22 protein-coding genes and 1 tRNA gene are annotated in these 24997 nt (G+C 44.6%); 19 read left to right on the plus strand and 4 right to left on the minus strand.

The window, feature by feature from the left end; translation table 11 throughout:
- Window positions 1–38: 38 nt before the first annotated feature.
- The 18 genes from VNM22_13745 (at window position 39) to VNM22_13830 (ending at window position 13281) form a co-directional block, all read left to right on the plus strand.
- Window positions 39–113: transfer RNA gene (locus VNM22_13745), tRNA-Val, on the plus strand.
- Window positions 114–281: 168 nt separating this feature from the next.
- The gene (infC, locus tag VNM22_13750; GenBank protein HWP48223.1) at window positions 282–815 is read left to right on the plus strand and encodes a translation initiation factor IF-3; all 534 of its coding nucleotides are present in this window, start codon (window positions 282–284) and stop codon (window positions 813–815) included.
- Window positions 816–888: 73 nt separating this feature from the next.
- The gene (gene rpmI, locus VNM22_13755) at window positions 889–1086 is read left to right on the plus strand and encodes a 50S ribosomal protein L35 (GenBank protein HWP48224.1); all 198 of its coding nucleotides are present in this window, start codon (window positions 889–891) and stop codon (window positions 1084–1086) included.
- 84 nt (window positions 1087–1170) lie between these two features.
- A complete protein-coding gene (gene rplT, locus VNM22_13760) occupies window positions 1171–1536 on the plus strand; it encodes a 50S ribosomal protein L20 (protein ID HWP48225.1) in 366 nt (121 codons plus the stop codon).
- 75 nt (window positions 1537–1611) lie between these two features.
- The gene (gene pheS, locus VNM22_13765; GenBank protein HWP48226.1) at window positions 1612–2646 is read left to right on the plus strand and encodes a phenylalanine--tRNA ligase subunit alpha; all 1035 of its coding nucleotides are present in this window, start codon (window positions 1612–1614) and stop codon (window positions 2644–2646) included.
- Window positions 2647–2762: 116 nt separating this feature from the next.
- Window positions 2763–5216: a phenylalanine--tRNA ligase subunit beta gene (gene pheT / locus VNM22_13770; protein ID HWP48227.1), complete on the plus strand. Its 2454-nt coding sequence runs from the start codon at window positions 2763–2765 to the stop codon at window positions 5214–5216.
- Between the two features lie 80 nt (window positions 5217–5296).
- Window positions 5297–6154, plus strand: coding sequence for a bifunctional methylenetetrahydrofolate dehydrogenase/methenyltetrahydrofolate cyclohydrolase FolD (gene folD / locus VNM22_13775; GenBank protein HWP48228.1), 858 nt, complete (start codon window positions 5297–5299; stop codon window positions 6152–6154).
- 62 nt (window positions 6155–6216) lie between these two features.
- Entirely contained in the window at window positions 6217–6696 is a 480-nt protein-coding gene (locus VNM22_13780) for a CarD family transcriptional regulator (protein HWP48229.1), read from the plus strand.
- Between the two features lie 173 nt (window positions 6697–6869).
- Entirely contained in the window at window positions 6870–7871 is a 1002-nt protein-coding gene (locus tag VNM22_13785) for a PIN domain-containing protein (GenBank protein ID HWP48230.1), read from the plus strand.
- Window positions 7872–7932: 61 nt separating this feature from the next.
- Window positions 7933–8649, plus strand: coding sequence for a 2-C-methyl-D-erythritol 4-phosphate cytidylyltransferase (gene ispD / locus VNM22_13790; GenBank protein ID HWP48231.1), 717 nt, complete (start codon window positions 7933–7935; stop codon window positions 8647–8649).
- Complete coding sequence (gene ispF / locus VNM22_13795; GenBank protein HWP48232.1) at window positions 8627–9100, plus strand: 2-C-methyl-D-erythritol 2,4-cyclodiphosphate synthase; 474 nt, start codon at window positions 8627–8629, stop codon at window positions 9098–9100. The genes ispD and ispF overlap by 23 nt, the downstream gene beginning before the upstream one ends.
- A gap of 219 nt (window positions 9101–9319) precedes the next feature.
- A complete protein-coding gene (locus tag VNM22_13800; protein ID HWP48233.1) occupies window positions 9320–10042 on the plus strand; it encodes a tetratricopeptide repeat protein in 723 nt (240 codons plus the stop codon).
- 8 nt (window positions 10043–10050) lie between these two features.
- Window positions 10051–10743, plus strand: coding sequence for a YggS family pyridoxal phosphate-dependent enzyme (locus VNM22_13805; protein ID HWP48234.1), 693 nt, complete (start codon window positions 10051–10053; stop codon window positions 10741–10743).
- A 24-nt stretch (window positions 10744–10767) separates the two neighbouring features.
- The gene (gene proC / locus VNM22_13810) at window positions 10768–11583 is read left to right on the plus strand and encodes a pyrroline-5-carboxylate reductase (protein HWP48235.1); all 816 of its coding nucleotides are present in this window, start codon (window positions 10768–10770) and stop codon (window positions 11581–11583) included.
- Window positions 11584–11594: 11 nt separating this feature from the next.
- Window positions 11595–11912, plus strand: coding sequence for a YggT family protein (locus VNM22_13815; GenBank protein ID HWP48236.1), 318 nt, complete (start codon window positions 11595–11597; stop codon window positions 11910–11912).
- Between the two features lie 5 nt (window positions 11913–11917).
- Window positions 11918–12202 (plus strand): DUF167 domain-containing protein, encoded by a 285-nt coding sequence (locus tag VNM22_13820; protein ID HWP48237.1) that lies wholly within the window; start codon window positions 11918–11920, stop codon window positions 12200–12202.
- A 427-nt stretch (window positions 12203–12629) separates the two neighbouring features.
- Entirely contained in the window at window positions 12630–12974 is a 345-nt protein-coding gene (locus VNM22_13825; GenBank protein ID HWP48238.1) for a HEPN domain-containing protein, read from the plus strand.
- The gene (locus VNM22_13830; protein HWP48239.1) at window positions 12919–13281 is read left to right on the plus strand and encodes a nucleotidyltransferase domain-containing protein; all 363 of its coding nucleotides are present in this window, start codon (window positions 12919–12921) and stop codon (window positions 13279–13281) included. Before VNM22_13825 ends, VNM22_13830 begins: the two co-directional genes overlap by 56 nt.
- Window positions 13282–13536: 255 nt before the next feature.
- On the opposite strand, the gene VNM22_13835 is transcribed toward VNM22_13830, so the two are convergent.
- The 3 genes from VNM22_13835 to VNM22_13845 form a co-directional block, all read right to left on the minus strand.
- Window positions 13537–14751: a peptidoglycan DD-metalloendopeptidase family protein gene (locus VNM22_13835; protein HWP48240.1), complete on the minus strand. Its 1215-nt coding sequence runs from the start codon at window positions 14749–14751 to the stop codon at window positions 13537–13539.
- A complete protein-coding gene (gene ftsX, locus VNM22_13840; GenBank protein HWP48241.1) occupies window positions 14703–15605 on the minus strand; it encodes a permease-like cell division protein FtsX in 903 nt (300 codons plus the stop codon). The genes VNM22_13835 and ftsX overlap by 49 nt, the downstream gene beginning before the upstream one ends.
- A gap of 87 nt (window positions 15606–15692) precedes the next feature.
- On the minus strand, window positions 15693–18971 hold the full coding sequence (locus VNM22_13845) for a minor capsid protein (GenBank protein ID HWP48242.1): 3279 nt from the start codon (window positions 18969–18971) through the stop codon (window positions 15693–15695).
- Between the two features lie 366 nt (window positions 18972–19337).
- Here VNM22_13845 and VNM22_13850 point away from each other — a divergent pair, with 366 nt between their 5' ends.
- A complete protein-coding gene (locus VNM22_13850; GenBank protein HWP48243.1) occupies window positions 19338–22355 on the plus strand; it encodes a translocation/assembly module TamB domain-containing protein in 3018 nt (1005 codons plus the stop codon).
- Window positions 22356–22378: 23 nt separating this feature from the next.
- Here VNM22_13850 and VNM22_13855 read toward each other — a convergent pair whose 3' ends face one another.
- Entirely contained in the window at window positions 22379–24427 is a 2049-nt protein-coding gene (locus tag VNM22_13855) for an interleukin-like EMT inducer domain-containing protein (protein ID HWP48244.1), read from the minus strand.
- Between the last annotated feature and the right edge of the window lie 570 nt (window positions 24428–24997).

Here is a 24997-nt window from a genome sequence, read left to right on the forward strand (position 1 = left end):
TAAGAGAGGAGTTTTCCTCTTTTTAACCTTTATTTAGTAGGCACGTAGCTCAGTGGGAGAGCGCTACCTTGACACGGTAGAGGTCGATGGTTCAATCCCATCCGTGCCTACCATTAATTTTATTTGTTTGTCCTTATCCTTTGAGTCGGTAAAAAAATTCCTGATCTGGAGGAGCAGCCTTTAAAGATCAGGTAAGAGCGTTGCGTTGAACGATCCTTGAGAAAAGAAAGTGAAGAAATCTTTAATCCTCAAGATCGTTTGACCTTACGGGGGAATACATACTGGAAGTTGCCAGAGTAAATGAAAAAATTCGAGCCCGAGAAGTAAGGGTTATTAACCAAGACGGCGAGCAACTGGGGATTATGCCTTTAGAAAAGGCTTTGGAAGAGGCCCGAAAGGTTGATCTGGATCTCGTAGAAGTAGCGCCTGGTGCGACCCCGCCTGTATGTCGCATCATGGATTATGGAAAATATAAGTACCAGCAAAGCAAAAAGGCGCAGGAAGCTAAGAAAAAACAGGTCGTTATCCACATAAAAGAAATCAAAATTCGGCCTAAGACCGATGAACACGATTATCAATTCAAACTTCAACATCTGATCAGATTTCTCAAGGAAGGTAATAAAGCTAAAGTTTCGGTGGTATTCAGGGGCCGGGAAATGATGCACGCCGACCTTGGACAGAAAATGCTGGAGCGTATTGCTGAGGATATAAAAGAATTTGGAGTGGTCGAGCAAAAACCTAAGCTCGAAGGAAAAACCATGAGTATGATCCTTGTACCAAAGGCTAAAGGTACGGAACAAAAGGCTAAAACGTAAATCAGGAGTCAGAAGCCAGGGGTTCCTAAGTTAAAGATTCTAACTTTTAACCCCTGCTGTGTTTTATTTAAAAATGCCGAAGATCAAAACAAGACGGTCTGCTGCTAAACGGTTTAGAAAAACAGCTTCCGGAAAGTTCAAAAGAGAACGGGCCTACGGGAGCCATATTTTGACTAAAAAATCCAGGAAGAGAAAGCGAAGACTCAAACAAAATACCCTCGTTTCAACGGAAGATCTGAAAAAGGTCAGACGGTTGCTACCCTATGCCTAAAACATAAAACGTAAAACGTAAAGAGTTTGCGGCCTCTTGGGAGTTGGTTACTTTTTTACGTTTTACGTTTTATGTTTTAAATTCATGTCTAGAGTTAAAGGTGGAAATAAAAGATTAAAAAGAAGGAAGAAGATTTTAAAGCTGGCTAAAGGCTTCGTAGGGAGTAGACACAGGTTATTCAGGACAGCCAAAGAAGCTGTCATGAGGTCTTTACGCTATGCTTATCGAGATAGAAGGACCCGGAAGAGAAATTTCAGAAAATTATGGATTACCCGTATTAATGCCGGAGTAAGGGAACATGGACTTTCTTATAGCCAGTTCATGTATGGGCTTAAACTTGCGCAGGTAAAACTGGATAGAAAAGTCCTTGCCGATATGGCCGTTCGGGATCCCCAGGCTTTTTCCGATTTGGTCCAACTCTCCAAAAATACCCTTCAGCCTACCTCTTAAAGACGAAGGGGAAAGGCGAAGGGGAAAAGGTAAAGAATCTTTACCTTTTCCCCTTCGCCTTTCCCCTTTAATCGGGTGAGTAGTCTCAACGAGATTTTAACCGAGATAAGCTCCATAAGGGCAGAGGCTCAAAAAGAGTTCCAAAGTGCTCAAAACCAGATAGAATTGTCTCAAATCAAGGCGAAATACCTGGGTCGTCAGGGTTCGGTCACCCGGTTACTTAAACGACTTTCAGAACTGTCCCCGGAGGAAAGACCTCAGATAGGAAGTGCGATGAATCTTCTCAAAGATGAGCTCAACGAGCTTTATGAGAAGATGGAGCTTAAGATCAAGAAAAATGCTCAGTTGCGGGCCTTGGAGCAGGAACGGATAGATATTACCCTACCCGGAAGACGGCCACCTTATGGTCGAAAGCATCCCCTTACCCAGATAACCGACGAGATCAAGGAGATATTCCAGGGAATGGGTTTCGCTATCGCAGAAGGCCCTGAGGTTGAGTACGATTATTATAATTTTGAAGCTTTAAACATGCCTAAGAACCATCCGGCCAGGGATATGCAAGATACTTTCTATATCTCCGAGGATATCGTGTTGAGAACCCATACTTCCCCGGTTCAAGTTCGGGTTATGGAAGCCCATAAGCCCCCTATCCGGGTCATCGTGCCAGGTAAGGTCTATCGCCACGACTCGGATATCACCCATAGTCCCATGTTCCATCAGGTCGAGGGGCTTCTGGTCGATGAGAAGGTTACCCTGGGGGATCTCAAAGGGACCCTGGAAGTCTTCGTCCATAAGATGTTTGGTAAAGAAACGCGGCTCCGTTTTAGAGCCAGTTTCTTCCCCTTCACGGAGCCCAGTGCAGAAGTGGATATCTCTTGTATGATCTGCAAGGGAAATGGCTGTCGGGTATGCTCCCAAACCGGCTGGTTAGAGATTCTGGGGTGTGGGATGGTAGATCCAGCCGTTTTTAAAGCCGTGAATTATGATTCGGAAAAGTATACAGGATTTGCCTTTGGCATGGGTGTGGAGCGAATTGCCATGTTAAAGTATGGGATCGATGATATCCGATTGTTTTTTGAAAGTGATTTGAGATTCTTGAAACAATTCTAAGCCGGGAACCAGAGACCGGAGACTTGTTTGTGGCCGGTTTTCCAACCCCGGTCTCCGGGCTCTAAGCATGCACCCCGGCCTGTCCGGTAGACAGATTAAGTCTCCAGCCTCCAGAAATGAAAGTAAGTTATAGCTGGCTAAAAGATTATGTAGACTCCCCTTTATCGGTGGAAGAGATCGCAGAGAGCTTGACCAGAGCAGGCCTGCAGGTGGAGAGTATCCTTCGACAATCTCCTGGTTTCCAGGGGGTCGTGGTAGGTCGAATCCGACAAATTCAACAACATCCCCAATCGGATAAATTATCCATTTGCCTGGTAGAAGCGGGTCCTGGACACGAATTTTCGGTAGTATGTGGGGCTCCCAATGTGGTGGTAGGAGCTAAGGTCCCGCTGGCCCTGGAAGGAGCCGAACTGGCCGATGGAACCCGGATAACTTCCTCCAAAATCCGGGGAGTTCTCTCCCAGGGGATGATCTGTTCCGAGAAGGAACTAGGCCTGAGTGAGATTGCCGATCGAATCCTGATTCTTCCTGAACAGACCCCGGTAGGAGTTCCGTTATCGGAGGTCTTGTCGGAGCACCAGGATATTATTTTAGAAATTGCCATCACTCCCAATCGGGGGGATTGCCTCAGTTTGATTGGGATAGCTCGGGAAGTCGCCGCCTTAACCAATGGCGTGCTTAAAAAACCTTCTATAACCCTTCAGGCCCCGGGTGCGCCTATTTCCCAGTTTACCTCTGTAACCCTCCAGGCTCCTTCCCTATGCCCCCGCTATACCGCCAGTTTAATTCGTCAGGTAGAGATAAAACCCTCTCCGGCCTGGTTAAAAAGTCGATTAGAAGCGGTGGGAATTCGGTCCATTAACAATGTGGTCGACGTGACCAACTACGTCATGATGGAATGGGGTCAACCGCTCCACGCCTTTGATTTTGATAAATTGGAAAATCACCGAATTGTAGTACGACAGGCCAGGGAAAATGAAAAACTTACAACATTGGATGGAGTCGAACGGATTTTGGATCCTGAAATGCTGGTGATTGCCGATGGGAAGAGGGCCATAGGCATTGCAGGGATCATGGGAGGGCTCAATACGGAGGTGGAGAATACCACCCGACAGATTCTTTTGGAAAGTGCTTTTTTCTCCCCCGAGAGTATTCGCAGGACTTCAAAAAAATTAGGATTACGTACCGAGGCCAGTTATCGATTTGAAAGGGGGGTTGATCCCTTAGGAACCCCCATTGCGCTCAAACGGGCAACGCAACTTATTCAGGAAGTAGCCGGAGGGGAGGTTGCGTCGGGAATTATCGATGAATTTCCTGTTCCTTTCTCTCCAACCCGGCTATCCCTTCGAACTCAGCGGGCTCAACAGATTTTAGGTGTCGACCTGACCGCCCGACAGATGAAATCTATCCTGGTAAGTTTAGAATTTTCGGTTTCTGAGAAATCCGATGAAATCCTCGATGTGGAAGTCCCTTCCCATCGCTCCGATATCACCCGTGAGATTGATCTCATTGAAGAAGTCGGAAGAATCTATGGCTACGATAAGATCCCTTCCACCCTTCCTTCGGGAAGGATTGTTCCCCAGGATGAAAAAATCTCCCGGAAAGTAGAAAGCCTGGTTCAGCAGGTTCTTATCGGTGAGGGCTTTTATGAGGTTATCAATTATAGTTTTATGGGTAAATCTGCTCTGGATAAACTCAAAATACCCGAATCAGACTATCGAAGAAAGACCGTTACCTTAGAAAATCCCATTATTGAAGAGCAGAATCAACTCAGGACTACCCTTATTCCTCATCTTCTTCAAAATGCTCACCTGAATTTCAAATATAATGTAGATTCTTTAAGGCTTTTCGAGATCAGTCGGGTTTTTATACATAGGGACGGATCTGTTTCCAGGGTCGGTGGGGAAACCGGGTCAGCCCGCGAAATAGCCCTATTACCCGAAGAACCTCTTTTCGTAGCCGGTGTGATGGGAGGTTATCGAGAAGAGGTTTACTGGGGAGAGGCCAGAAAGCCGGTAACTTTCTATGATCTAAAAGGGGTTCTTGAAAATATCTTCTCAATTCTCAAGGTTTCTTATAAGCTACAAAACGCCCAAATCCCTTTTTTACATCCCGGTCAGAGTGCGGAAATTCAAGTTGAGGGACAAACCGTGGGATATCTGGGAAAGATCCATCCCGAGGTAGCCGAAGTCTATGAGTTGGAGCAGCCTATCTATCTTTTTGAGATGAATCTGGATCAGATTATTCCCCATGTACGTCCATCGGTATCTTTCAAACCACTACCCAAGTTTCCCTCTGTTCGCCGGGATTTAGCCGTTTTAGTTCCTCTGACAGTAAAAGCGGAGGAGGTTGAAACCCAAATCCGGAGGGCGGCCGGGCCTATTCTGGAAGATGTTAGATTGTTCGATTTGTATCAGGGGGAGCAAATTGCAAAAGGTTTTGTCAGTTTAGCTTATTCCCTGGTTTATAGAAACCCAGAAAGAACCCTCACAGATGCCGAAGTCAATTCGGTTCACAGTGAAGTGATTCAGAGCCTTGAACGAACCCTGGGTGCCCGATTAAGAGAATAGGCAGGGCTTGCAGGATTTACGGAATTCCAGCGTAAAGTTCTGTAACTGTTGTAAGTCCTGGCTATCGAATCTTTGATATTTTGGCGAAGATTATAGACGGTAAGGCCGTTTCAGAACAAATACGGGAAGCTCTGAAGAAAAAGATAGAAACCTTACGGAGTAAGTATGGAAAGTCTCCCGGATTAGCCGTCGTTTTGGTAGGCGATAATCCGGCTTCGCAAATTTATATCCAAAACAAACGAAAGGCTTGTGAGTATGTGGGAATTCGATCCTATTACCATCAGCTGGATGCCCATACCCCCCAAGAAAAACTCCTCGACTTAATTCACAAGTTCAATCAAGATCCACAGATTCACGGAATTTTAGTCCAACTCCCACTTCCCAAGCATATTTCTGAGGAAAAGATTTTAACCTCTATTTTGCCTGAGAAAGACATTGATGGTTTTCACCCTCTGAATGTGGGTAAACTGGTTTCCAATACACCCGGTCTAAGACCCTGTACGCCTGCCGGAATTATAGAGCTTTTGGATTACTATAACATCCCTATAGAGGGCCGGCATGCCGTTGTAGTGGGTCGAAGTAATATCGTGGGTAAGCCCCTTGCGTTAATGTTACTTCACCGTCATGCCACGGTCACCATCTGTCATTCCAGAACCTTATCTCTGAGTTCCCATACCCGTCAGGCCGATATTCTCGTTGCCGCCATAGGAAAGCCCCAATTTATAAGGGGGGATATGGTGAAGGAAAATGCGGTGGTGGTGGATGTGGGAATTAATAGGGTAGATGGAAGGCTGGTAGGGGATGTGGATTTTGAATCTGTAGCTACAAAAGCCGCGGCCATTACGCCGGTTCCCGGTGGCGTCGGTCCCATGACCATCATAAGGTTATTGGAAAATACGGTGCAAGCTTTTGAGAGCCTAATAACCCCTAACCCTTAGTTCTTGGTTTAGCGGATATGTCGCCAAACTAGGAACTGTAGGGAGACATCAGGAGGAAGTATATGTTCTCAGTTGGTGATAAGGTTGTCTATCCGGCCCATGGGGTAGGAAGAATAGAAGCAATTGTTGAAAAGGAAGTCGCAGGAGAAAAGATGAGCTTTTATGTTCTCAGTATTTATGGTAAGGATGTTAAAATTATGGTTCCCACCCTCAATGCCGATAAGGTGGGTCTCAGGCAAGTGGTCCGGGAAGAGGAGCTTGAGAAGGTGTTTCATATCCTCAAGGATGGAATCGATAAGATGCCTTCAAAATGGAACAAGAGATATCTTTTTAATATGGATAAAATCAAGACCGGCTCTATTTATGAAATTGCCGAAGTGTTTCGTAATTTAACGCTGCTTAGCAAAGAAAAAGAGCTCTCTTTTGGCGAGAAGAAAATGCTGGATAGCACCCGGGACTTGATTGTTAAGGAAATTGCCTATTCAAAAAAAATCGAGACCTCTCAGGCGGAAACTTTGGTCAATAAATATTGCGATGTTTAAATATTTTAGTGTTTTCTAAAAGACCAGAAAGGTGATATTATATTAATAACATCATCCTACAAGGGGTTAAAATCATACCAAAAGGTATTACTCCTTGTTTTTTTGTTAAAGGTAGAGGAGGTAAGGGGGTGATGAGCTTCTAAATATTCTATATAAGGTAAGGGGTGAAAAAATTGAGTCAAAAGATCTGGAAGATAGGATTCGTGGGTTTGACTTCTGTGCTGGGATACCTGGGAGCTAAAAAACTGGGAGGACCCCTTTATACATCTATTCTTGGAGGATTTACAGGGGGTTTCTTAGGTTTTTTGATTATCCTGGGAGAAAATTATTTAGGAAGAATCCCTTTACAGGTCATTGCAGGTGGTCTTCTCGGATTAGGAACCGGACTCGTTCTCGCCAACCTGCTGGTCTATTCACTACTGGATATCGTTTTACAAAAAAGTGCCATTACGCCCTATGTTTATTTTATTATTCATTTGGGATTTGGTTACTTGGGGCTGGTTCTGGGGTGGAAGAAGAGCTATAATCTCGATTTTCGGGATATTAAATCCTTCTTTTCAGCTCCTCCCCCCACCAAAAATTATAAAGTTCTTGATACCAGCGTGATCATAGATGGGAGAATAGCCGATATCTCAGAAACGGGGTTTCTGGAAGGCGTTTTGATTATTCCGCAATTCGTGCTCAAAGAACTCCAACATATCGCCGATTCTCCTGACCCTATAAAACGAAATCGGGGTCGTCGAGGACTTGAAATTTTGCACAAAATTCAGAAACGAATTGACACGCAGGTGGAAATCCACGACAGGGATTTTCCTAAAATTAAGGAAATCGACGCCAAGCTCATCGAGCTGGCAAAAATACTCCAGGCTAAGTTAATCACCAATGACTTTAATTTAAGTAAAGTCGCCGAACTTCAAGGAGTTTCCATACTCAATGTAAACGAGTTAGCCAATGCTTTGAAACCGGTTGTGTTACCCGGAGAAGTCATCGAGGTTGTAGTTCTGAAGGAGGGTAAGGAGTTTGGACAGGGTATCGCCTATCTGGACGATGGAACCATGATCGTCATAGACAATGCTAAAAAATTTATCGGAAAAACGGTCAGTGTATCGGTTACCAGTGTCTTACAAACTACAGCCGGTAGAATGATTTTCGGGCAACTAGCCAATAAATCTTAAATTGCGCTCTGCTGTCCGTTGCTCACCGGTAGGGGGGCACCGGACGGTGGATAACAGATAAATGCCCGGAGTTGCTGCTCTCGTGGTAGCTGCTGGCAGTGGCAAGAGAATGGGAACAGGGAATATTCCAAAACAATTCTTACCCCTTGCCTCTCTACCTGTCCTGGCCCATACTCTTGCCAGATTGGAAAGTTTTCACTGTCTCTCTGAAGTCGTCCTGGTAACCCGACAGGAAGATATAGAGAAATGCCGGTCTGACCTGGTTCATAAATATCACTTTAAAAAGGTCCGGTCTATCGTCCCAGGAGGAACGACCCGACAAGATTCTGTATACCGCGGCTTGCAAGCTCTGGATTCGGAAACGGAAATTGTGGTCATCCATGATGGAGTCCGAATTTTTATCACGGAAGAAATGGTTTCTGAGTCTATTCAAGAAGCTCGAAAATATGGAGCTGCTGTGGTGGCGGTTCCTGTGAAGGATACAGTTAAGCGGGTATCTGAGGATGGATTTGTTTCTCAGACCCTTGACCGGAGCGGGCTGTGGGCCGTCCAAACCCCTCAAACTTTCAATTATCCGCTTATTCGGTCTGCTTATGAAAAGGCTCGTGAAGATGGTTTTTATGGGACCGATGATGCCATGCTGCTGGAACGTTTGGGGTTTAAAGTGAAAGTCATCCCGGGTACTTATCGCAATATAAAAATTACAACACCGGAAGATCTGGTATTGGCCGAAATGATTTTACAAAACGAGTTAAATGAGAATCGGGATCGGTTATGATGTCCACAGGCTCGTCGAAGGACGAAAACTCGTTTTAGGTGGGGTTGAAATCCCTTTTTCCAAAGGGTTATGGGGTCATTCCGATGCAGATGTTTTAATCCATGCTATCTGTGATGCCATTCTGGGAGCCCTGGGAGAAGGAGATATTGGAAAACATTTCCCGGATTCTCTTCCAGAATATAAAGATATTTCCAGTACCGTTCTTCTTCAGGAAGTTATAGCTCTTGCACATCAACGCCACTTTCAGGTGGGGAATCTGGATGCCGTGATTATCGCGGAGCAACCGAGATTGGCCGATTATATAGAAAAAATGCGCGAAATCATCTCCCACTTTACCCAACAACCTATTTCCAGGATTAATATTAAAGCTAAAAAAGGAGAGGGTTTGGGATTCGTTGGAAAAGAAGAAGGCATCGAAGCTCAGGCGGTGGTTATTCTATATCCGATGTAAGGAAGTAATAAGATTTAATAAAGTTCAGAACAGGCTTTAGTACACTGTTTACTTGGTTTTGCCTGACTTTTAAGCGGCCCTCACCCCCGGCCCATCTCCCCTTGTGGGAGAGGGGCGTTGGGGAGTGGAAACGGCTCTGTGAGGTCAAAATTAAGTAAACAAGGCATGAGTCATTTGTAGCTTCAGAAGTGAGATGGCTAAAGCCGTTAGGACAAAATTATGAAACCAACTAAACCGGTTGTTAAAAAAGATACTCCCAAGGAATTGGAAACGAAAGGTTCAGGAACTCAGTTTGTCGAATCGATTAAATCTTCCTCCAGGTATATAATTGGAGCAATTCTCCTTGTTCTGGTTTTAGGTGTTGCTTTCCTGGGCTGGTGGTATTATCGGACTAATCTGGAGGAAAAAGCTTTAGCTCTGGAATATCAAGGCATGAAAGCTTATCGTGAAGCAGGGGCTTCAGAAGATAAAGCCAATGAGTTATATCCGAAAGCGGTAGCTACCTTTGATCAGATTTTAACCCAATACCCCGGAACAAAAAGTGCCCAACGTGCCTTGTTTTATAAGGCAAACTCTTATTACCTAGCAGAAAGCTACGATGAGGCCATCAATGGATTTTCCCAATATCTCGAAAAGTATCCCCGGGGAGAATTTTTTATAGCTTCTGCCAAAGGGGTAGGCTATGCCTACGAACAGAAGGGAGATTACCAGAAGGCTCTGGAAGCCTATCAAAAGTTTCAGGATAAAATCTCCTCTGCTTCGGATAAAGCGGAGATTCTGTTGGCCATCGCCAGATGCCAGGAAGCATTGGGACAAACCCAGGAAGCCATTGCAACTTATGAAAAAATAGAATCGGAGAATTTACCTTCTGTATGGAAGAGAACCGTCGAAGAGAGGTTAAAAGTCCTGAAGAAACAGAAGGCCACCGGCGATGAGCCATAACGAAAAGTATGGGAGAGACAATTCGGGACAATTTACAGCTTGTCCGAGAACGAATCCAGAAGGCTGCACAACGAGCAGGTCGAAAACCCGAGGAAATTATACTGGTTGCTGTAACGAAAACGGTGGAAGTTCCCAGAATTTGGGAAGCTATTTTGGCAGGGGTTCAACATATCGGAGAGAATCGGGTTCAAGAAGCCCAGGAAAAAATAAAAGATATTGGAAATAAGGTAACCTGGCATATGATCGGGCACCTTCAAACCAACAAAGTTAAACAGGCCCTGGATCTTTTTCAGTTAATTCACTCGGTGGATAGCCTAAAATTAGCCAGGGAATTAAGCAAAAGGGCCGAAGCAAAAAATCAAACGGTGGATATTCTCATTCAGATCAATCTGGCCCATGAAGAAACCAAATTCGGATTCCCTGTGGAAAAAATTCAGGAAAACGTACAGGAAATCGCAGCCCTTCCCCGATTGGCCATTAAGGGCCTTATGACCATTCCTCCCCTGGCCGAAAATCCTGAACACACACGACCTTATTTTAAGAAGTTAAGGGAGATTTCCGAAGAGTTACGTAAAATCCCCCAGGTTGAAATGAAGTTCTTATCTATGGGAATGACCAACGATTTTGAAGTTGCTATTGAAGAAGGGGCCAATATGGTCCGGATCGGGACGGCTATATTTGGACCCAGACCTTGGCAATAACTTCAGAACAGAGACTTTATAGCCATGCTGAAAGAAAAAAAGATTGCTTTTATCGGGGCCGGTAATATGGCAGAGGCTTTGGTGAAAGGTTTGTTAAACTCTCCTTTAGGGATTAAACCTGAAAATCTTTTCATGAGTGACATCCGAAAAGATCGACTGGATTTTTTAAGTCAAAAATATGCGGTTCAGGTCTCGCCGAGTAATCCTTTCGTAGCCCGGAAGGCAGATATTCTCATCCTTGCGGTAAAACCTCAAAATATAAGGGAAGTCTTAACAGATATTGCACCCGAAGTTACTCGAGATAAGCTGGTTATTTCCATTGCGGCAGGGGTAAAATTACAAACTATTCAAGATTTATTGGAAACGGGGGTTCGGGTAGTACGTACCATGCCGAATACCCCGGCCCTTGTTCAGGCCGGTGCTTCTGCCATAGCACCTGGTAAGTGGGCTTCTCCAGAGGATTTGCAAACAGCCAAGGCCATTTTCGATGCCGTGGGGATAACGATTATTGTGGATGAAAAATTGATCGATGCCGTAACCGGATTAAGTGGGAGTGGTCCGGCTTATATCTTTTTGGTTATCAATGCCCTTGCAGATGGCGGCGTTAAAATGGGTTTTTCTAAGGAAGTTGCTTTAAAGCTGGCTGCACAGACCGTTTTCGGCGCCGCAAAACTAGTCCTTGAAACCGGAGAGCATCCTGCAAAACTCATAGATATGGTCACTTCCCCTGGTGGAACTACCATTGCCGGTCTTCATGCTCTAGAAAAAGGGGGCTTGCATGGCATCTTTATGGATGCTGTAGAGGCTGCCACGCTAAGATCTATCGAATTAGGTCGCTAAGGAGGTTAATCATGTTTATCGCCAGTAATTTTATTGAGGCTTTAGCCAGAATCCTGGATATGGCGTTGTCCCTTTACTGGTGGATCGTTGTGATCGCGGTGATTTTATCCTGGATTCCCCTGGACCCCTACAACCCAACTGCACAGGCCATTAAAAATTTCTTTACCAAAGCAACCGAACCGGTCTTTAGTTTCATTCGGAGAAAACTTCGATTGTACCTGTATACTTATCCCATCGACTTCACGCCGTTCATTGTGATTCTGGCCATCTACTTCCTGCAAATATTTCTGGTTCGATCTCTCATAGACTTGGCAAGAAGTCTCCACTGATTTCCATGATTGAAACGCGACAAACCGATCAAGGTTTAATCCTTAAAGTTCATATTCAACCCAGGGCTTCTAAGAATGAAGTGGTAGGAGAGTATAAAGGGGCTTTGAAAATAAGGATCACGGCCCCACCGGTCGATCATCAGGCCAATAGAGCTCTGATTGCATTTCTGGCGGAACTCCTGGGGATTAGAAAATCCCAAATCGAAATTCTCTCTGGTCATACCGGACGGAATAAAACGGTGATTTTTTATAGTTGTAATAAAGAACTTATAACTCTCCTCCTGACTTAAGAGCTTATACCATTTTTTATTTAATTGAAATTGCCATATCAGAGGCTAGAGCAGATTGGTGTGAATCTTTTGTCAGGGTGAGCATTACCCGGAACTGCCCGGCATTCAACCAAAACGATGGACCTTGAAGGGGGTTAGGTGGCCTAGGCGGCAGGATAAGAGTAAGATACCTGAGTGGGAACCCCCTTCCGGACCTTCCTCCGCTTGGCATCGGATAAGCCCTTCAGAGAGCGCATCCCAGACTATTTACCGGTGGGGGTAGATCCGTTTCCATACACTCAGGTCGAGTTCGAGCACCTGCGTTACCAATCTCCTGGCTGGTATAGAAGCTTTGTCAGCGGACGTGAGGTGTGGGGATAATTGTTGTTAAGGGAGAGGAAAACATGGGTAACCGTTATCTCGACTGGTTCAGGCAGCCGAAGCGGATTTGCGTCATGCCCGTCACGCCCTGGAAGATCGTGACTTTGAGTGGAGTTGTTTTGCTTCCCATCAGGCCGCGGAAAAAGCCTTGAAGGCTGTGTTCCAAAAGCTAGGCATGGAGGCTTGGGGTCATACTTTAACGGCCCTGATAGGAAATCTGCCGTCGTCCCTCCCGGTCTCAGAAAGTTTGGTAAACTACGCCAGGATGTTGGACAAGCACTATATCCCTATGCGTTACCCCAACGGATTTGAATCTGGGGCACCCATGGATTTTTACACAGAGGAAGAGGCCCAAAATGCCATTCGATATGCGGAGGCAATCCTTGAGTTCTGTCGTGATCAAATCAGCTAACCGCGAGGTTATCACACGCCATGTAGAAGCTTATGTGGCCTGGTTAAGGGAGAAGCATCCAGAGGTAAAACGGGTAATCTGGTTTGGTTCCTGGGTAACGGGGTTACCAACGGTTGGAAGCGATGTGGATTTGTGTTTGATATTGTCCTCTTCGGATAAGCCCTTCAGAGAGCGCATCCCAGACTATTTACCGGTGGGCTTTCCGGTGGGGGTAGATCTGTTTCCGTATACTCAGGCCGAGTTCGAGCGCCTGCGTTACCAATCTCCTGGCTGGTATAGAAGCATTGTCAGCGGACGTGAGGTGTGATACCGTTATGGATTTAATTTGCCGTATATCTTACCCCAGAATACCAATCTCTACAGATACTTCCCTGGATAATATCCGGTAAACCCTCTAACACCTTTTGCCGGGGTTTAGAGCAACAATAGGTCCCTAACCATTGGCAGCAAGGCGTTTGGGGAGACGGTATACAACTGCCCCCATAAATGAAACAGCTCATCACCATGCTGGGAGTCTTATAGATCCCTTCACCATTTATAAAGTTCCGGTTAAAATTAAACCCTAACTTTTACCCAGCCAGGCCAGGGGGTCCACCGATTTCCCTCCCACTCGGATCTCAAAATACAAATAAGGCCCTTTAATAGAATCCGTGCTTCCCACTCTACCGAGGATTTGTTGGGCCTGTACCTCATCGCCGGGTTTTACATAGACTTCATCTGCATGGGCATATAACGTATAAAAATTCCCACCATGGTCTAAAATGATCAGGTTTCCATAACCTTTAAACCAGTCTGCATACTTAATAACCCCTTTCCCCACCGCGTAAATAGGGGTTCCCTCCGGAGCTTCTATATCGATCCCTTTATAGAAGGTATAGGTATTGGTCCCTGGATATTTAAACCTGCCAAATCTCGTTATTAACTTTCCCTTTACCGGCCAGATGAGTTTACCTTTCACAAAGGAAGAAGGGACTTTGAACTCTTGGGTATTCCGACCTTGTGCAGGTTCTGTTTCTTTTTTTCTTTTTTCCTTTTCTTTTTCCCACGTTGTGATCAGATTCTCCAGCTCCGTGGAGGACTCTTCCAACTCACCGATAAGTTTTTGATAAATATTTTTATCTTCCCTCAATTTGGCCAGAAACTGGGTCTTTTCTGCCTTCTGATCTTCTATTTCTTGTTTCTTTACCCGGACCTTCTCCCGGTATAGCGTTGCTTTTTGGTTGGAGGACTCCAGTTCTTTTTTCTTGGCTTCTAACTCTTTGATATTTTCATCGAGCTGGGCTATCAGCGTCATATCGTTTTTCGCAATTAAACTTAAATACTTAATCCGCTGAATTAAATCTTCATGATCCCTGGCTGCAAAGAGGGTACGGAGATACCCCAAACTTCCTAACTTATAAATAGCAACCATTCGGGTATTCAATTGATTTTTTTGTTCTTCATGCCGGTGATTCAGCTCATTTAGTTCTTTTTCCAGTTCCTGAATTTTTTTCTCGGTCTCTTTAACCTTACGCTCGTAAATTTGCAGTTCACGCTCCTGGGCATTCAAGGATTTCTCGATCAATTCCAGTTGCGATAAAACATTTTGTTCAGCCGCCCGGGTCTGCTCGAAAATCTTCTTTTTTTCCTTGAGTTCCTTTTGAATCTGTTGAAGATGTTTAAGTTCGGCTTCTATCTTTTCATCTACAGACTGGGCTTGTAGGGATAAGCTAAAACCGAAAAAGCTGATTAGTAGGTATTGAGAAATCTTTTTAAGGTAAGGGCACTTCCACACCATCCCATCAGCCCTCCAAAGATAAGAATCCCAATAATGAGGTCTGAAGAAAGAAACGAGACGGATAAAAATTTGAACAGGATATAAGAAGAGTGGTTAAGACTGGAGATAAAGATATTATAGACCAGGTATAGGAGTAAAAGCGAACAGGAAGATCCAACAACCCCTCGAAATATACCCTCTATGAGAAAAGGACCTCGAATAAACCTATCGGTAGCGCCGACAAGCCGCATAATATCCAATTCTTCTTTACGGGCATAGAGGGTTAATTTAATCGTATTAGAAATAATAAAAACCAGTCCTATAAAGAGTAAACTTCCTACAAAAAAGCCTACCAGTCTTAATAAACTGACGATTGCCGAAAGGCTTTCCAGCCAGTCCTGACCATATTGAACTTCGTCAACCCCTTGAAATTTCTCGATAAGAGTGGCCAGTACTTTCATTCCTTCCGAACTTTGATAACGCTTCTTAATTTTTATTTCAAAAGATGCCGGAAGCGGATTTCCGGTCATTCCCGAAAGTAAACTTTCCTGCCCTTTGAGCCTTTCTTGAAAAGTCTTCAAAGCAGCTTCCTTGGAAACAAAGGAAATGGCTTCAATCTGTTTTAACTCACTTAAAGCCTTTTCAAGGGCTTTGACCTGTTCATCTGATATGGGGTCTTTCAGATAAACGGTCATATGAACGGCCTCACTCCACTTCTGAACAACTTCATTCAAATTTACATAGACCAAAAGGAAAACGCCAAAGATGGAGAGAGATACAGCAATGGTAACGATGGCAATAAAATTGGTTAGTTTAGTTTGCTTAATGCTGGCGTAGGTCTCGCTAATCAGGTAGATGAAAGAATAAAACCTCACCGGTCTGTTCTCGGTGGTCCTTTGTCCGTTGTTGCATCCTTAACGGCTCAGATCTCAACAAACAAAGGACCACCCATAAAGAGCAAGCTATTCAACCAAACTCCTTTGAGCCATATACTGCCGTAATTTTGCCGGATCTAGATATTTTAGTAATTCATCGGGGGGAGGCTCGAAATTAACTTCCGGCCAGTTTCTGGGCTTTTCACTGCTTAAGATATAAGTTCGCATACACTTGCAGCCTTTATGAAGGGGGGGTTTAAAGATCTCGGTTTCGAAATGATCTGGATGAAACACCATCCCATGCAAGAACCGGCATAGCGGGCAGGTATCTCGATCTATGATGGCCGAATAGATAATCCTGACCACCCCCCGTCTACTCAGATCGGAAGTCGGCGTAATAGTCTTGATCTTTTTAATCAGATCGGTTTCTAAGGTTTCTAAGGGAGACTTTACCAAGGAAATCTCAGATTTTGGATTTTTAACTCTCCGGTTAGAAGTTTGTTGTCTGGAGCTTGGACGGGAGGAAGTATGAGTTGGGAGATTTTCATTGTCTTCATCTTCCAGACCCATTTCCGGCGTTACCAATCTGAAAGCATTTTCAAGCTTTTTTCTTTCCCAATAGTTTTTCAGGAAAAGATTTTTCATCTTTTCCTTAAAGCTACCATCTTCCGCGGGATATAGATCGGTTTTTTCAGGTCCCCTGGATAAAGGTCTATGGGGGCCAAAAACAGAGGGTTCTTCCTTCATAGAACCGTTGGATTCAGTCTCCTCAACGGAAGAAACAAATTTACTTTCAGAATCAGGGGATTCCATATCCAGACCGGAAGGGGCTAACTCTTCCTTTAGTTCTTCTTCCAAAATTTTAGGGATAATCTCTTCCACGGTGGAAGGATTTTCCTCCTGCTCTTCTTCGTCTGGGTTTTGATTTGGGGGGGTAAATTCAAAGGGTTCTTCCGGTAAAGATATTTCCTCTTCTTGAGATCGAAGTGAGGCCTCCGTCTCTAAATTTTCAACCCCCGGTTGAGTCCCTGTAGGTTCGGTTTCAGTTGAAGAGGCTTCAAGGATTATCTCCGGCTGATTTTCTTGATTCACCTGAGGTTCTGAAGAAGAGATTGGAACCGGCTCCTCATCGGGTAATGGATCCGAATCAAGGACCGGGGTCTCCTCGATTGTCGACACTTCAGGATGGTTTTCTGCCATCAAGTCTTCTTCGGTAAGGACCGACTCAGGCGAAAGTTCCTTCTCTTCTTTACGCTCAATATCCTGTGGGATGGTCTTCTTTTCATCGGATATTTCCTCCCCGGACAGGCGGGCCTCAGGAGCTGCTTCCAGGGGTACAGTTATCGGAACGTAGGCCTGGGATATTTCCTCTTCATACAGATCCATTTCGGTAAGCCCCTCCCTCTCCCTCTCAGCATATGGGGAGGGTAGGAGGGGGGCGGTAATTCCTTCCTCCTCAACAGATAGTACCGGAGTTGCGGTTTCCTCATCCTTCTGTTCATGGGTTTCGGAGATTTTACTTTCGCAAAGGTCGATCTCACCGGATTCTACGACCTGCTCAGGGATCTCGGCTATACCGGTGGAAAGGTGGAAAACAGAAGACTCCCCATCTTCCTGGGTATCTGGAGTTTCCCGGGTTGCTTCTTCCTGAAAGTTAACCTCAGCAGCTCCCTCAGACTCAGAAGAGATAAATATATCAGGATATAGTCTCGAGGTGATTACTTCTTCCGGACTTTCCTGCATTTCTGGGGTATTCTCCCTGCTTAAAGTTTCTGTTTCAGGTGATAGGACTTTTACTTCCTCCGACTTTTGAGCCTTTAAATTATCCAGGGTCTCTGCATCCCCATAGGTTTTAATATTTTGTACTTTTTGCTCTTCCAGAGTCTTTAGAGATGCCATGACCGGTAAGCTTTCAACTCCCTCACCCTGTAGGGTATTCTTTGCAGTAACTCTATTTTCTGGATATTTTTCTCCGGCTTTTTGTTTTATTCCCATGAGATTTCCGTTAGCCGTATCCCGGACTGCTCCCCAACTTTGACTAAATTTTTTAAAAAGGGTACGAAAAACATTGGGTTGAGCGCCGAAAATTTCTTGCCAGAAGCTTTCACCACACTTAGAACAAAGTGTAGAGCCCCGTTCATAGGAATATCCGCAGCTTCTGCAGCGAGATATCTTCAAGTTCTTATCTCCATCGATTTCCTCCAGGGACACTTTGCCTTCAAGGATCGCCAGGCATTTTCTAAGTTGAGAGGTAGCTCCTGTTTCTATCGGTTGAGGGGTATCAGAGGTATGACGGTTCAGGGTTATAAAAATTTCCTTCCCTTTTGGAATAACCCCGATCTTTTCCCCTTTATGGAAAACGTAATCCCAGTTCTTGTCTTTTTGAGGGTTGATACTATTGGGAAGCAATCGAAATCCAAGCTGTAACTTTTCTAAATTCAAAGCCGGACAAAAGGTATAAGGGAGTAAGTTTGCTTGAATCTTGAGGAAGAGCTGTTCTTTGTCCACAAAAAAGATACCCAGTGTAGAATCCATCTCCCCACAGCGGAACCAACTGTTTTCCCAGTTACTTTCCATATCCCGTATCTGAGCTTTGTGACATCCTATAAAATTGTAACTAAACGAAGTCGCTCCATAGCAATAACGGGGATCCCGTCCCCTGAGATAATTTCCATAACACTGAAGCCAGCCGGTAAGGATTTCCTCATCGATTAACTTGTCATCCAGGTAAACTTGAAGGGGAGTTTCTGTTTTGAGCTCTTCATAAATTTCACGAAAAATTAAAATATCTTTGGGTTTAAAATCGAGGGTGTAAACGTGGGGTTCCAGGGGGTCTTCTTTAAGATTGTATTGGTAATAACCATCCCAGTTTTCCAATAATTCTTGAAACCCCTTCAACTTAAATTTAATCCGGAGGTTCCAATCTTCTTTGAGGCTTAAAAGGGGTTTTTCGGTTCCTTGAAAAAACTTGACCTGGTATTGTTCTTCAATTCGGTCGATTTCTGACTTTATCCAATCGTTGCCGGGCTCTATCTCCAGGATTGCCTGGAGTCGGGATAGGGTCTTCTTGAGTAGAATTTCTGAGTGTTCTTTGTCTTCTTCCGCCTGAGCCAGAAATTGATCTGCCTGATCTCGAAGAGCATCTATCTGGACTTTAAGCTTAAACGTTTCACAGCGCTCTATATACGTCTCCAGTAAAGGATCTTCTGTCAGTTCAAAAGCCTGCCTGAGATATCGAATAGCCTCATCGGCTCGCTCTAATTTTGCCTTAGGAGACCTGGCCCGGTCTGCCTTCCGAATACATTTTAAGGCCCTACCTTTTAAAGATTTTATAAGTTGCTTATCTGTTTTATCTATCTTAACCATAGTCTTACCCACTTAGAGGTTAATAACCAAAAATTCCTGATTTTTGGATTTGATTCTTGTATCCTAAAATAGGGCTATTGTCAAATATTTTTTTCTAATGTTTTAAAGTTTTTCTGCCGGTAAATTCCTGGGATTTGTCCAAGCAAATATTTTACCCTTCCGATATGCTATTGCTCTCCCTTCAAACTTGCTTTAAAGTTATAGTAAAAAGATAACTTAAAATGTTGAGATCGTGCTAAAAGTATTCATTCCATGAAAAAACTTTGCCCCCCCTTCGCAGGAAGGTTTTTTATTTTCTTAAGTGTCCTGATATCCATCCTTTTCCTCCATCCTGATTCGTTAAAAGGTGAAGTAAAAGCTGAGGATTTGCAAGGGAAAAAAGCGTCTAAAGAAGCTTTTCTTAGCTTAGATATCCATTCTCAGTTCGTTTTAGATATTTTAAATAAATTACTGGGATTTCCCATCGGTCCTTTATTAGGAAAAGCTGAAATCAAAAGTAAAGTGACCGGGTTTTTATCCGATCTCACGATCCATGCCTCCTTAAAATTCCCACAAGCTTCTTACCGGAGAATTTATACCGAAGGGCTTTCCATTGAGCTGGAGCTTAGAAATCCTCAAAGTCTTCAAGATCTTTCCCTCACAGCTTCTCTTAAACTATCCCAGGCCCATGTTTATGGCCTTAATCTCACTAACCTGACGGCCCAGGTCAGGTTAGAGAAGGGGTATTTGAACATTTCGGATCTCTCGGCCACCCTTTTTGATGGGAAACTGATAGGAAACGTGCAAATTCCCCTGAGACCTGTCCCCTCCACTTTATCTCTTATTCCTTCCCGGTTAAATCTACAGGTGGCCTCCACGCCCCTCAAACTGAATATAGAAGGAGGCGCTAATTTCCAAATTGAAGCTTCTTCGATTAGTCCAAAATTGGTTAAAGGTCTATCAAAGAAGTCGGTTCCAGGAGTCTCAAAGGAGCCTAAGTTAAACCTTCAAATACAGGCTTCTTCTCCAGAACTCCAGGTTGTGTTGAAGGATATTTTTGGCCGGGACACGGATTGCTTTCTACCCTCTCCCTTCTGCCCTCTCGTAAGGAATCTCCAGGGAGAGCTGGTGTATTTGAGGGGAAAGATCGCAGGGCCTCTCTCCCGGCTGGGATTTCAAGGAGATTTTTTATTAAGAGAAGTAAAACTCTATGATACCTCTATTCAACAGATAGAAGGTCGGGCCGGCTATCCAGATCTGGGTAACCAACAAATTCAACTGGATTTTGGAGAGGTGGTCACACCTTATCAGATCTTCGATCGAGCTACCTTCTCCCTTCGTAGAAATCGGGTCGATCGGTGTCCTGATGGTAAAACCAATTCCTGCCCCGACTCTCTAACCTGGTCGCTTCAAGCTCAGAAAGGAACCAGTTACCTAAAAGGTAATGGCTCCATGGCTCTGAATACCGGAACTTTTGAAACCGATTTAAATGGGAAAGATCTTAATTTACTTGATTTAAGCCGGTTACCCAAAACAGCCTTCCCTTATCAAGGCCAACTGGATATTCAAATACGAGGATTCGGGTCTTTAGCCAATCCGCAGGTTCAAGGTTCTTTAAGATTCAAAAATTTACAGTTTAAAAACCTTCCGGTTCCGGATATTTTAGCCGAGTTTACTCTTAAAGAAAAACAGCTTAAATCCACGATCAATGCCTTTAAAGGGGAGTATGTGGCCACCCTGAATCTTCTCTTGACCCCGTCCCTTGATTATACCTTCCGCATGACCCTGCAGCAGGCAGGGGTAGAAAAAATTCTGGGTTTTTTCTATCCCCTGGAGGATATCAAAGGAACTCTGTCCGGGCAGATCTTTTCTGAAGGTAGTTTGAAAAATCTCGAAGAGGCTTCGGCCAAAATTACTTTAAATAGAGTTAACCTCCAAATCTATGATCAGGACTTTTTCAATGAAGGCGTAATAGAGTTGGCCGTTACGAGAGAAAAATTAAGTTTTATTTCCCTGAAAATGCGGGAACGGGCTGGAGAACTGGGATTGTTTCTTCAAGGAGATCTGAATTTTAAAGGTGAGTTGAATTTAGGGGTGGACGGTTTGATCGATCTGCGTTTTGTTGCTCCTTTCGTTCCACGCCAATTCATTCGGGAATTAAACGGAAGGGCCCAGGTTCTGCTAGACCTTCGGGGAGCTTATAGGAATCCTGAATTTAATGGAGTTGTGGAAATCCGACAGGGTCTGGTAGGCTTTACCAGTTATCCAGATCCCATTACCCAGATAACTGGAAAATTTCTTTTAAAGAAAAATCGTATCGAAGTAACCCAGATCCGGGGACGCCTGGAGACTCCGGGCGTTGGAGAAGACGCCTCTTTCCTCGAAGCCAGTGGAAATCTTTTTTTAGAGGGTAAATCGCTTTCATCGGTGGATGTGGTCCTTCGGGGGCAAAATGTAACGATCCGGCAACCTTTTGAGTTCCTTGCAGTAAAAACCAACCTCCAGGTAACTTTGAAAGGAAAACCCAACGCTCTTTTGCTCTCGGGAACGGTGGCGGTTGTCAATGCCCAATACCTGGAGGTATTAGATATTCAATCTTTAATTCGAATGACCGGCAGGCAAAGAGATTTGCAGAAACCGGCTGAATTTCCCGTCCGAACCCTTGGCTTGGATGTGGCCGTTAAGTCGCCCCGCACTGCCAGGTTAAGGGGCAAAACCATGGACCTTAACCTGCAGGTAGATCTGACCCTCCGGGGAACTATCCAAAGGCCTGAAATTCGGGGCCATATTGGCACAACTGGAGGAAAGGTCACCTTTGAAAATCGGGATTATAGTGTTTCCTCAGGATCCATTGATTTCATCGATCCCAGTGGACTCAACCCGGATATTAACCTTCAAGCCAGGACGGAGATTAGAAACTATCAAATCTTCCTCACCCTTCAAGGAAGTTTGAAGGATTTTTCATTGAGTTTAAGTTCCGATCCACCCCTTCCCGAGCGGGATATTACGGCCCTGTTGGCTTTCGGGGGAACTTTCGATCAGGTCCTGGGAACCTTTAGTACGCTGGGGGCCGAGCAGGTCGCAAGACTCGTTATCCCACCCGTACAGAGTCAATTTGGAGGAAGACTGGAAAGATTAACCCGACTGGACAGGCTCGAAATAGAACCCTTCGAAGCCCAAAATGGAACCGGTCTGGGATCTTCTTCCTTTACGCCCAGAGTTATTATCGGTAAAGAATTTTTTAAAGATTTCTTCCTTACTTTTTCTACCACCGTGGGGGTTGCTCAGGAAAAGCAGTTGGTTCAATTAAGGTATGTAATCTCCGACCGCTTTTCCCTCATCGTTGAACGGGATAACGAAAATCAAACCAACGTAAGTGCCCGCATACGATTTGAGTTCAAATAATAGCTGTCCAGGTTTTAGAGATTTTAACGCTTCCCGGCCACTTCCAGTTTTACAGGTCCCGAAGAGCTTTCTTCCAAAGCTTCTCCCGGTTTAGCCCCTTTAATCCCGATCACGGCATGGCTCCAGTGGAGTCGGCCTCTCAAATCTTCTTGAGCGCCAATGGTTTTCAAAGCTTCTACTGCCTCGGTAGTCAAGCAGAGTGCCCCTTCATCTTTTAGGGCCAGGATTACAATTTTTCCTTCTTCAAGTTTGCCGATAAACTTCGCCATACGACGGGATTCTCTCTGCCACCTGTGGGTATCAAAGGCGGTCGATTCTTCAACCCTTCCCGTCTGAGGATTTACAACGACTACATTATAACCTCGACTCTGGGGGGAAACAGCCTGCCCATTAACAAGGATAACGCCTAAATTTCCGGCATACAGACCTGCACTTTGAACGATAAGGTCTACCGGAGCTTCGATTCCTGTTTTTCCAATTTTGGAAGGAAATCGCTCTCCTTTAACCAGAAAGTCCTCCCAATCTTTACGATGCACGATCTGTCCCTTCCTTTGACAGGGTTCAGGACAGGTTTGATAGTGAAAAAGGAAATGTTGACCTTTTATAAAGGTCTCAGGCTTCAATTGCAGAAGGCTGATTAAAGGGTCTGCTTGAAGGGAATAATCCCGGTAAATCAGTCGCATAGATCCTGCTATTCCGTTTCGATAGACATAGGCCCCCTGGTAATTATCGGGCAGATCCAGAAAGAAGAGATGGGCTCCACGAGGTAAAGTGGGATAAAGGGATTTCATCTGATTTTGAATTTCCTGCACCATCTCTCCGGCATGGTGCCATCGTTCATTTTTTTCGCGCGTTGTGAAGAGGTTTAACAGGGTTAAAATCCCTATCATTAAGTATCCAGGACCGGGAAGATACAGGGACCGGAGGAATAATTTTTCCTTCGTAGGGGTGACCGGCCGGTCACCCGTACTCCTTTTTTGACCCAATCCCAATCCCAGAAAAAGCAAGAATCCAACCGAAGGAAGGTAAAGAAACCGCTCGGCCGCGATATTCATAACCGGCAGGAGGGTTACCGGAATCCAGAGACAGGCCAGCCCTGCGATGCGGGACATTCTAAACAAAGCATACACAGACAGGCTATAAGGAAAAAGAAGAAGATATTGAATCCAATTCATATGGGAAGGCAGGATAGCTTCAAAGGGAAACAGCAATTGACGGGCATACCAGACCAGGATACTGACCATGAACCATCCCCACTTAAGATGGACCGAGCCCTGTGGATTTAAATAGCCACCGATTCCGCCCAGCAGGATAAATCTCAAGACCAGATAAACGGCCAGAATAAAGAAAAAAGGGGATAACCTTTTCAATTTTGAAAGAAAGGGCTTCTCTCCTATCATCCAATCTATCAAGAATAGAACCAGAGGGAGGGTGATGGCCATCTCTTTGCTCATGAGAGCCCCTATAAAAGCTCCTATACTCCCTGACAGCAGGAAGATACGGAAGCGCAGAGATTCAGAGGGGGGACTGTGGAGATATCGGGTAAAAAGCAAAACGCTGAGCAGATAGAAAAAGCTACAAAGTACATCCACTCTTCCGGACAACCAGGTGACGGCTTCTGTATGAACCGGATGGGTTACGAAGAGCAGGCTGACAACCCAGGCAATATAACCGGAATGGGAAGAAGAGAGCAGGATCTTTACCCAAAAATAAATAACCAGAGCACTGAGCAGGTGCAGGAAAAGATTTGTCAGGTGATATCCAAAGGGATTAAATCCCCAAATTTGCCTGTCTATAAACGCAGACAATCGAACTACAGGCCGGTAGTAGGTTTCGTTAAATAAGATGGGAGTACCCTCCTCATCCGTTGCCGGAGTTCCTAAAATTGGGCGTTCCCGATCTCGATGATTCGCAAGACCCTCCCCTCCAAAGGCCAGTAAAACTTCCTTCCAGGTATAGGGATAAATGAGGAAAAAATCGTCTGCAACAAAATAGTTAGGGAGCGTGTTTTGAAAACTCCCGTAACCCCCCAGAAGGATCAAAAAGATAAAGAAAATTTCCTTTCTGTTCATGCTCCTAAACATTACGGCTCTACCTTTACCCCTTCAAGAAGATTTTCATGGTTAATTTTTATCCCTTGGAGCCTGCTTGTAACTGTAACAATTTAGTAGGTATCCCTTTTTCTGTCTGAATACCCCCCCTGATCCCCCTCCTTATCTTTACCCACATTTTTCGATTTGGGAGGATGGGTTCAAAACGGTTAGTAGGTCAACCGTCCCGGTTGACCCACCTTGCAAAAAGAGGAATCTTTCCCTCACGAAGGAGATTCAATGCATTTCGCTACTCAACCAGCAAGATAGCTAAACCAGTTATTAATCCCCTGAAATGAAAAAATGTGGGTAATGGTTAGGATCCCCCTCCAGGGGGGCTTTAGCAGCAGCCACCCCACGTCAGTCCCCCCTGGAGGGGGACCAGGGGGGTGTTTCCTTTTCCACCTACTAAATTACTGATCTTTGCATAAATATCTAATAAAATCCAAGCTGTTTAATACAACCTTGGATCACATGAATTTTATGTCGTAAACGTTCCTTAGCCTTACGAAGTTCATACCGTAACTGACAAAGATGTTGACAACTCAAATT

The organism is Candidatus Limnocylindrales bacterium, assembly GCA_035559535.1.
In the GTDB taxonomy this organism is placed as follows: domain Bacteria; phylum Moduliflexota; class Moduliflexia; order Moduliflexales; family JAUQPW01; genus JAUQPW01.

What these genes read in the sequence shown, in the direction of transcription:
- rpmI (HWP48224.1), top strand. Translation starts at nt 889, where the DNA reads ATGCCGAAGATCAAAACAAGACGGTCTGCTGCTAAACGGTTTAGAAAA.
- rplT (HWP48225.1), top strand. Translation starts at nt 1,171, where the DNA reads ATGTCTAGAGTTAAAGGTGGAAATAAAAGATTAAAAAGAAGGAAGAAG.
- pheT (HWP48227.1), top strand. Translation starts at nt 2,763, where the DNA reads ATGAAAGTAAGTTATAGCTGGCTAAAAGATTATGTAGACTCCCCTTTA.
- VNM22_13780 (HWP48229.1), top strand. Translation starts at nt 6,217, where the DNA reads ATGTTCTCAGTTGGTGATAAGGTTGTCTATCCGGCCCATGGGGTAGGA.
- ispD (HWP48231.1), top strand. Translation starts at nt 7,933, where the DNA reads ATGCCCGGAGTTGCTGCTCTCGTGGTAGCTGCTGGCAGTGGCAAGAGA.
- ispF (HWP48232.1), top strand. Translation starts at nt 8,627, where the DNA reads ATGAGAATCGGGATCGGTTATGATGTCCACAGGCTCGTCGAAGGACGA.
- VNM22_13800 (HWP48233.1), top strand. Translation starts at nt 9,320, where the DNA reads ATGAAACCAACTAAACCGGTTGTTAAAAAAGATACTCCCAAGGAATTG.
- VNM22_13805 (HWP48234.1), top strand. Translation starts at nt 10,051, where the DNA reads ATGGGAGAGACAATTCGGGACAATTTACAGCTTGTCCGAGAACGAATC.
- proC (HWP48235.1), top strand. Translation starts at nt 10,768, where the DNA reads ATGCTGAAAGAAAAAAAGATTGCTTTTATCGGGGCCGGTAATATGGCA.
- VNM22_13815 (HWP48236.1), top strand. Translation starts at nt 11,595, where the DNA reads ATGTTTATCGCCAGTAATTTTATTGAGGCTTTAGCCAGAATCCTGGAT.
- VNM22_13820 (HWP48237.1), top strand. Translation starts at nt 11,918, where the DNA reads ATGATTGAAACGCGACAAACCGATCAAGGTTTAATCCTTAAAGTTCAT.
- VNM22_13830 (HWP48239.1), top strand. Translation starts at nt 12,919, where the DNA reads ATGCCATTCGATATGCGGAGGCAATCCTTGAGTTCTGTCGTGATCAAA.
- VNM22_13835 (HWP48240.1), bottom strand. Translation starts at nt 14,751, where the DNA reads ATGGTGTGGAAGTGCCCTTACCTTAAAAAGATTTCTCAATACCTACTA.
- VNM22_13845 (HWP48242.1), bottom strand. Translation starts at nt 18,971, where the DNA reads ATGGTTAAGATAGATAAAACAGATAAGCAACTTATAAAATCTTTAAAA.
- VNM22_13855 (HWP48244.1), bottom strand. Translation starts at nt 24,427, where the DNA reads ATGAACAGAAAGGAAATTTTCTTTATCTTTTTGATCCTTCTGGGGGGT.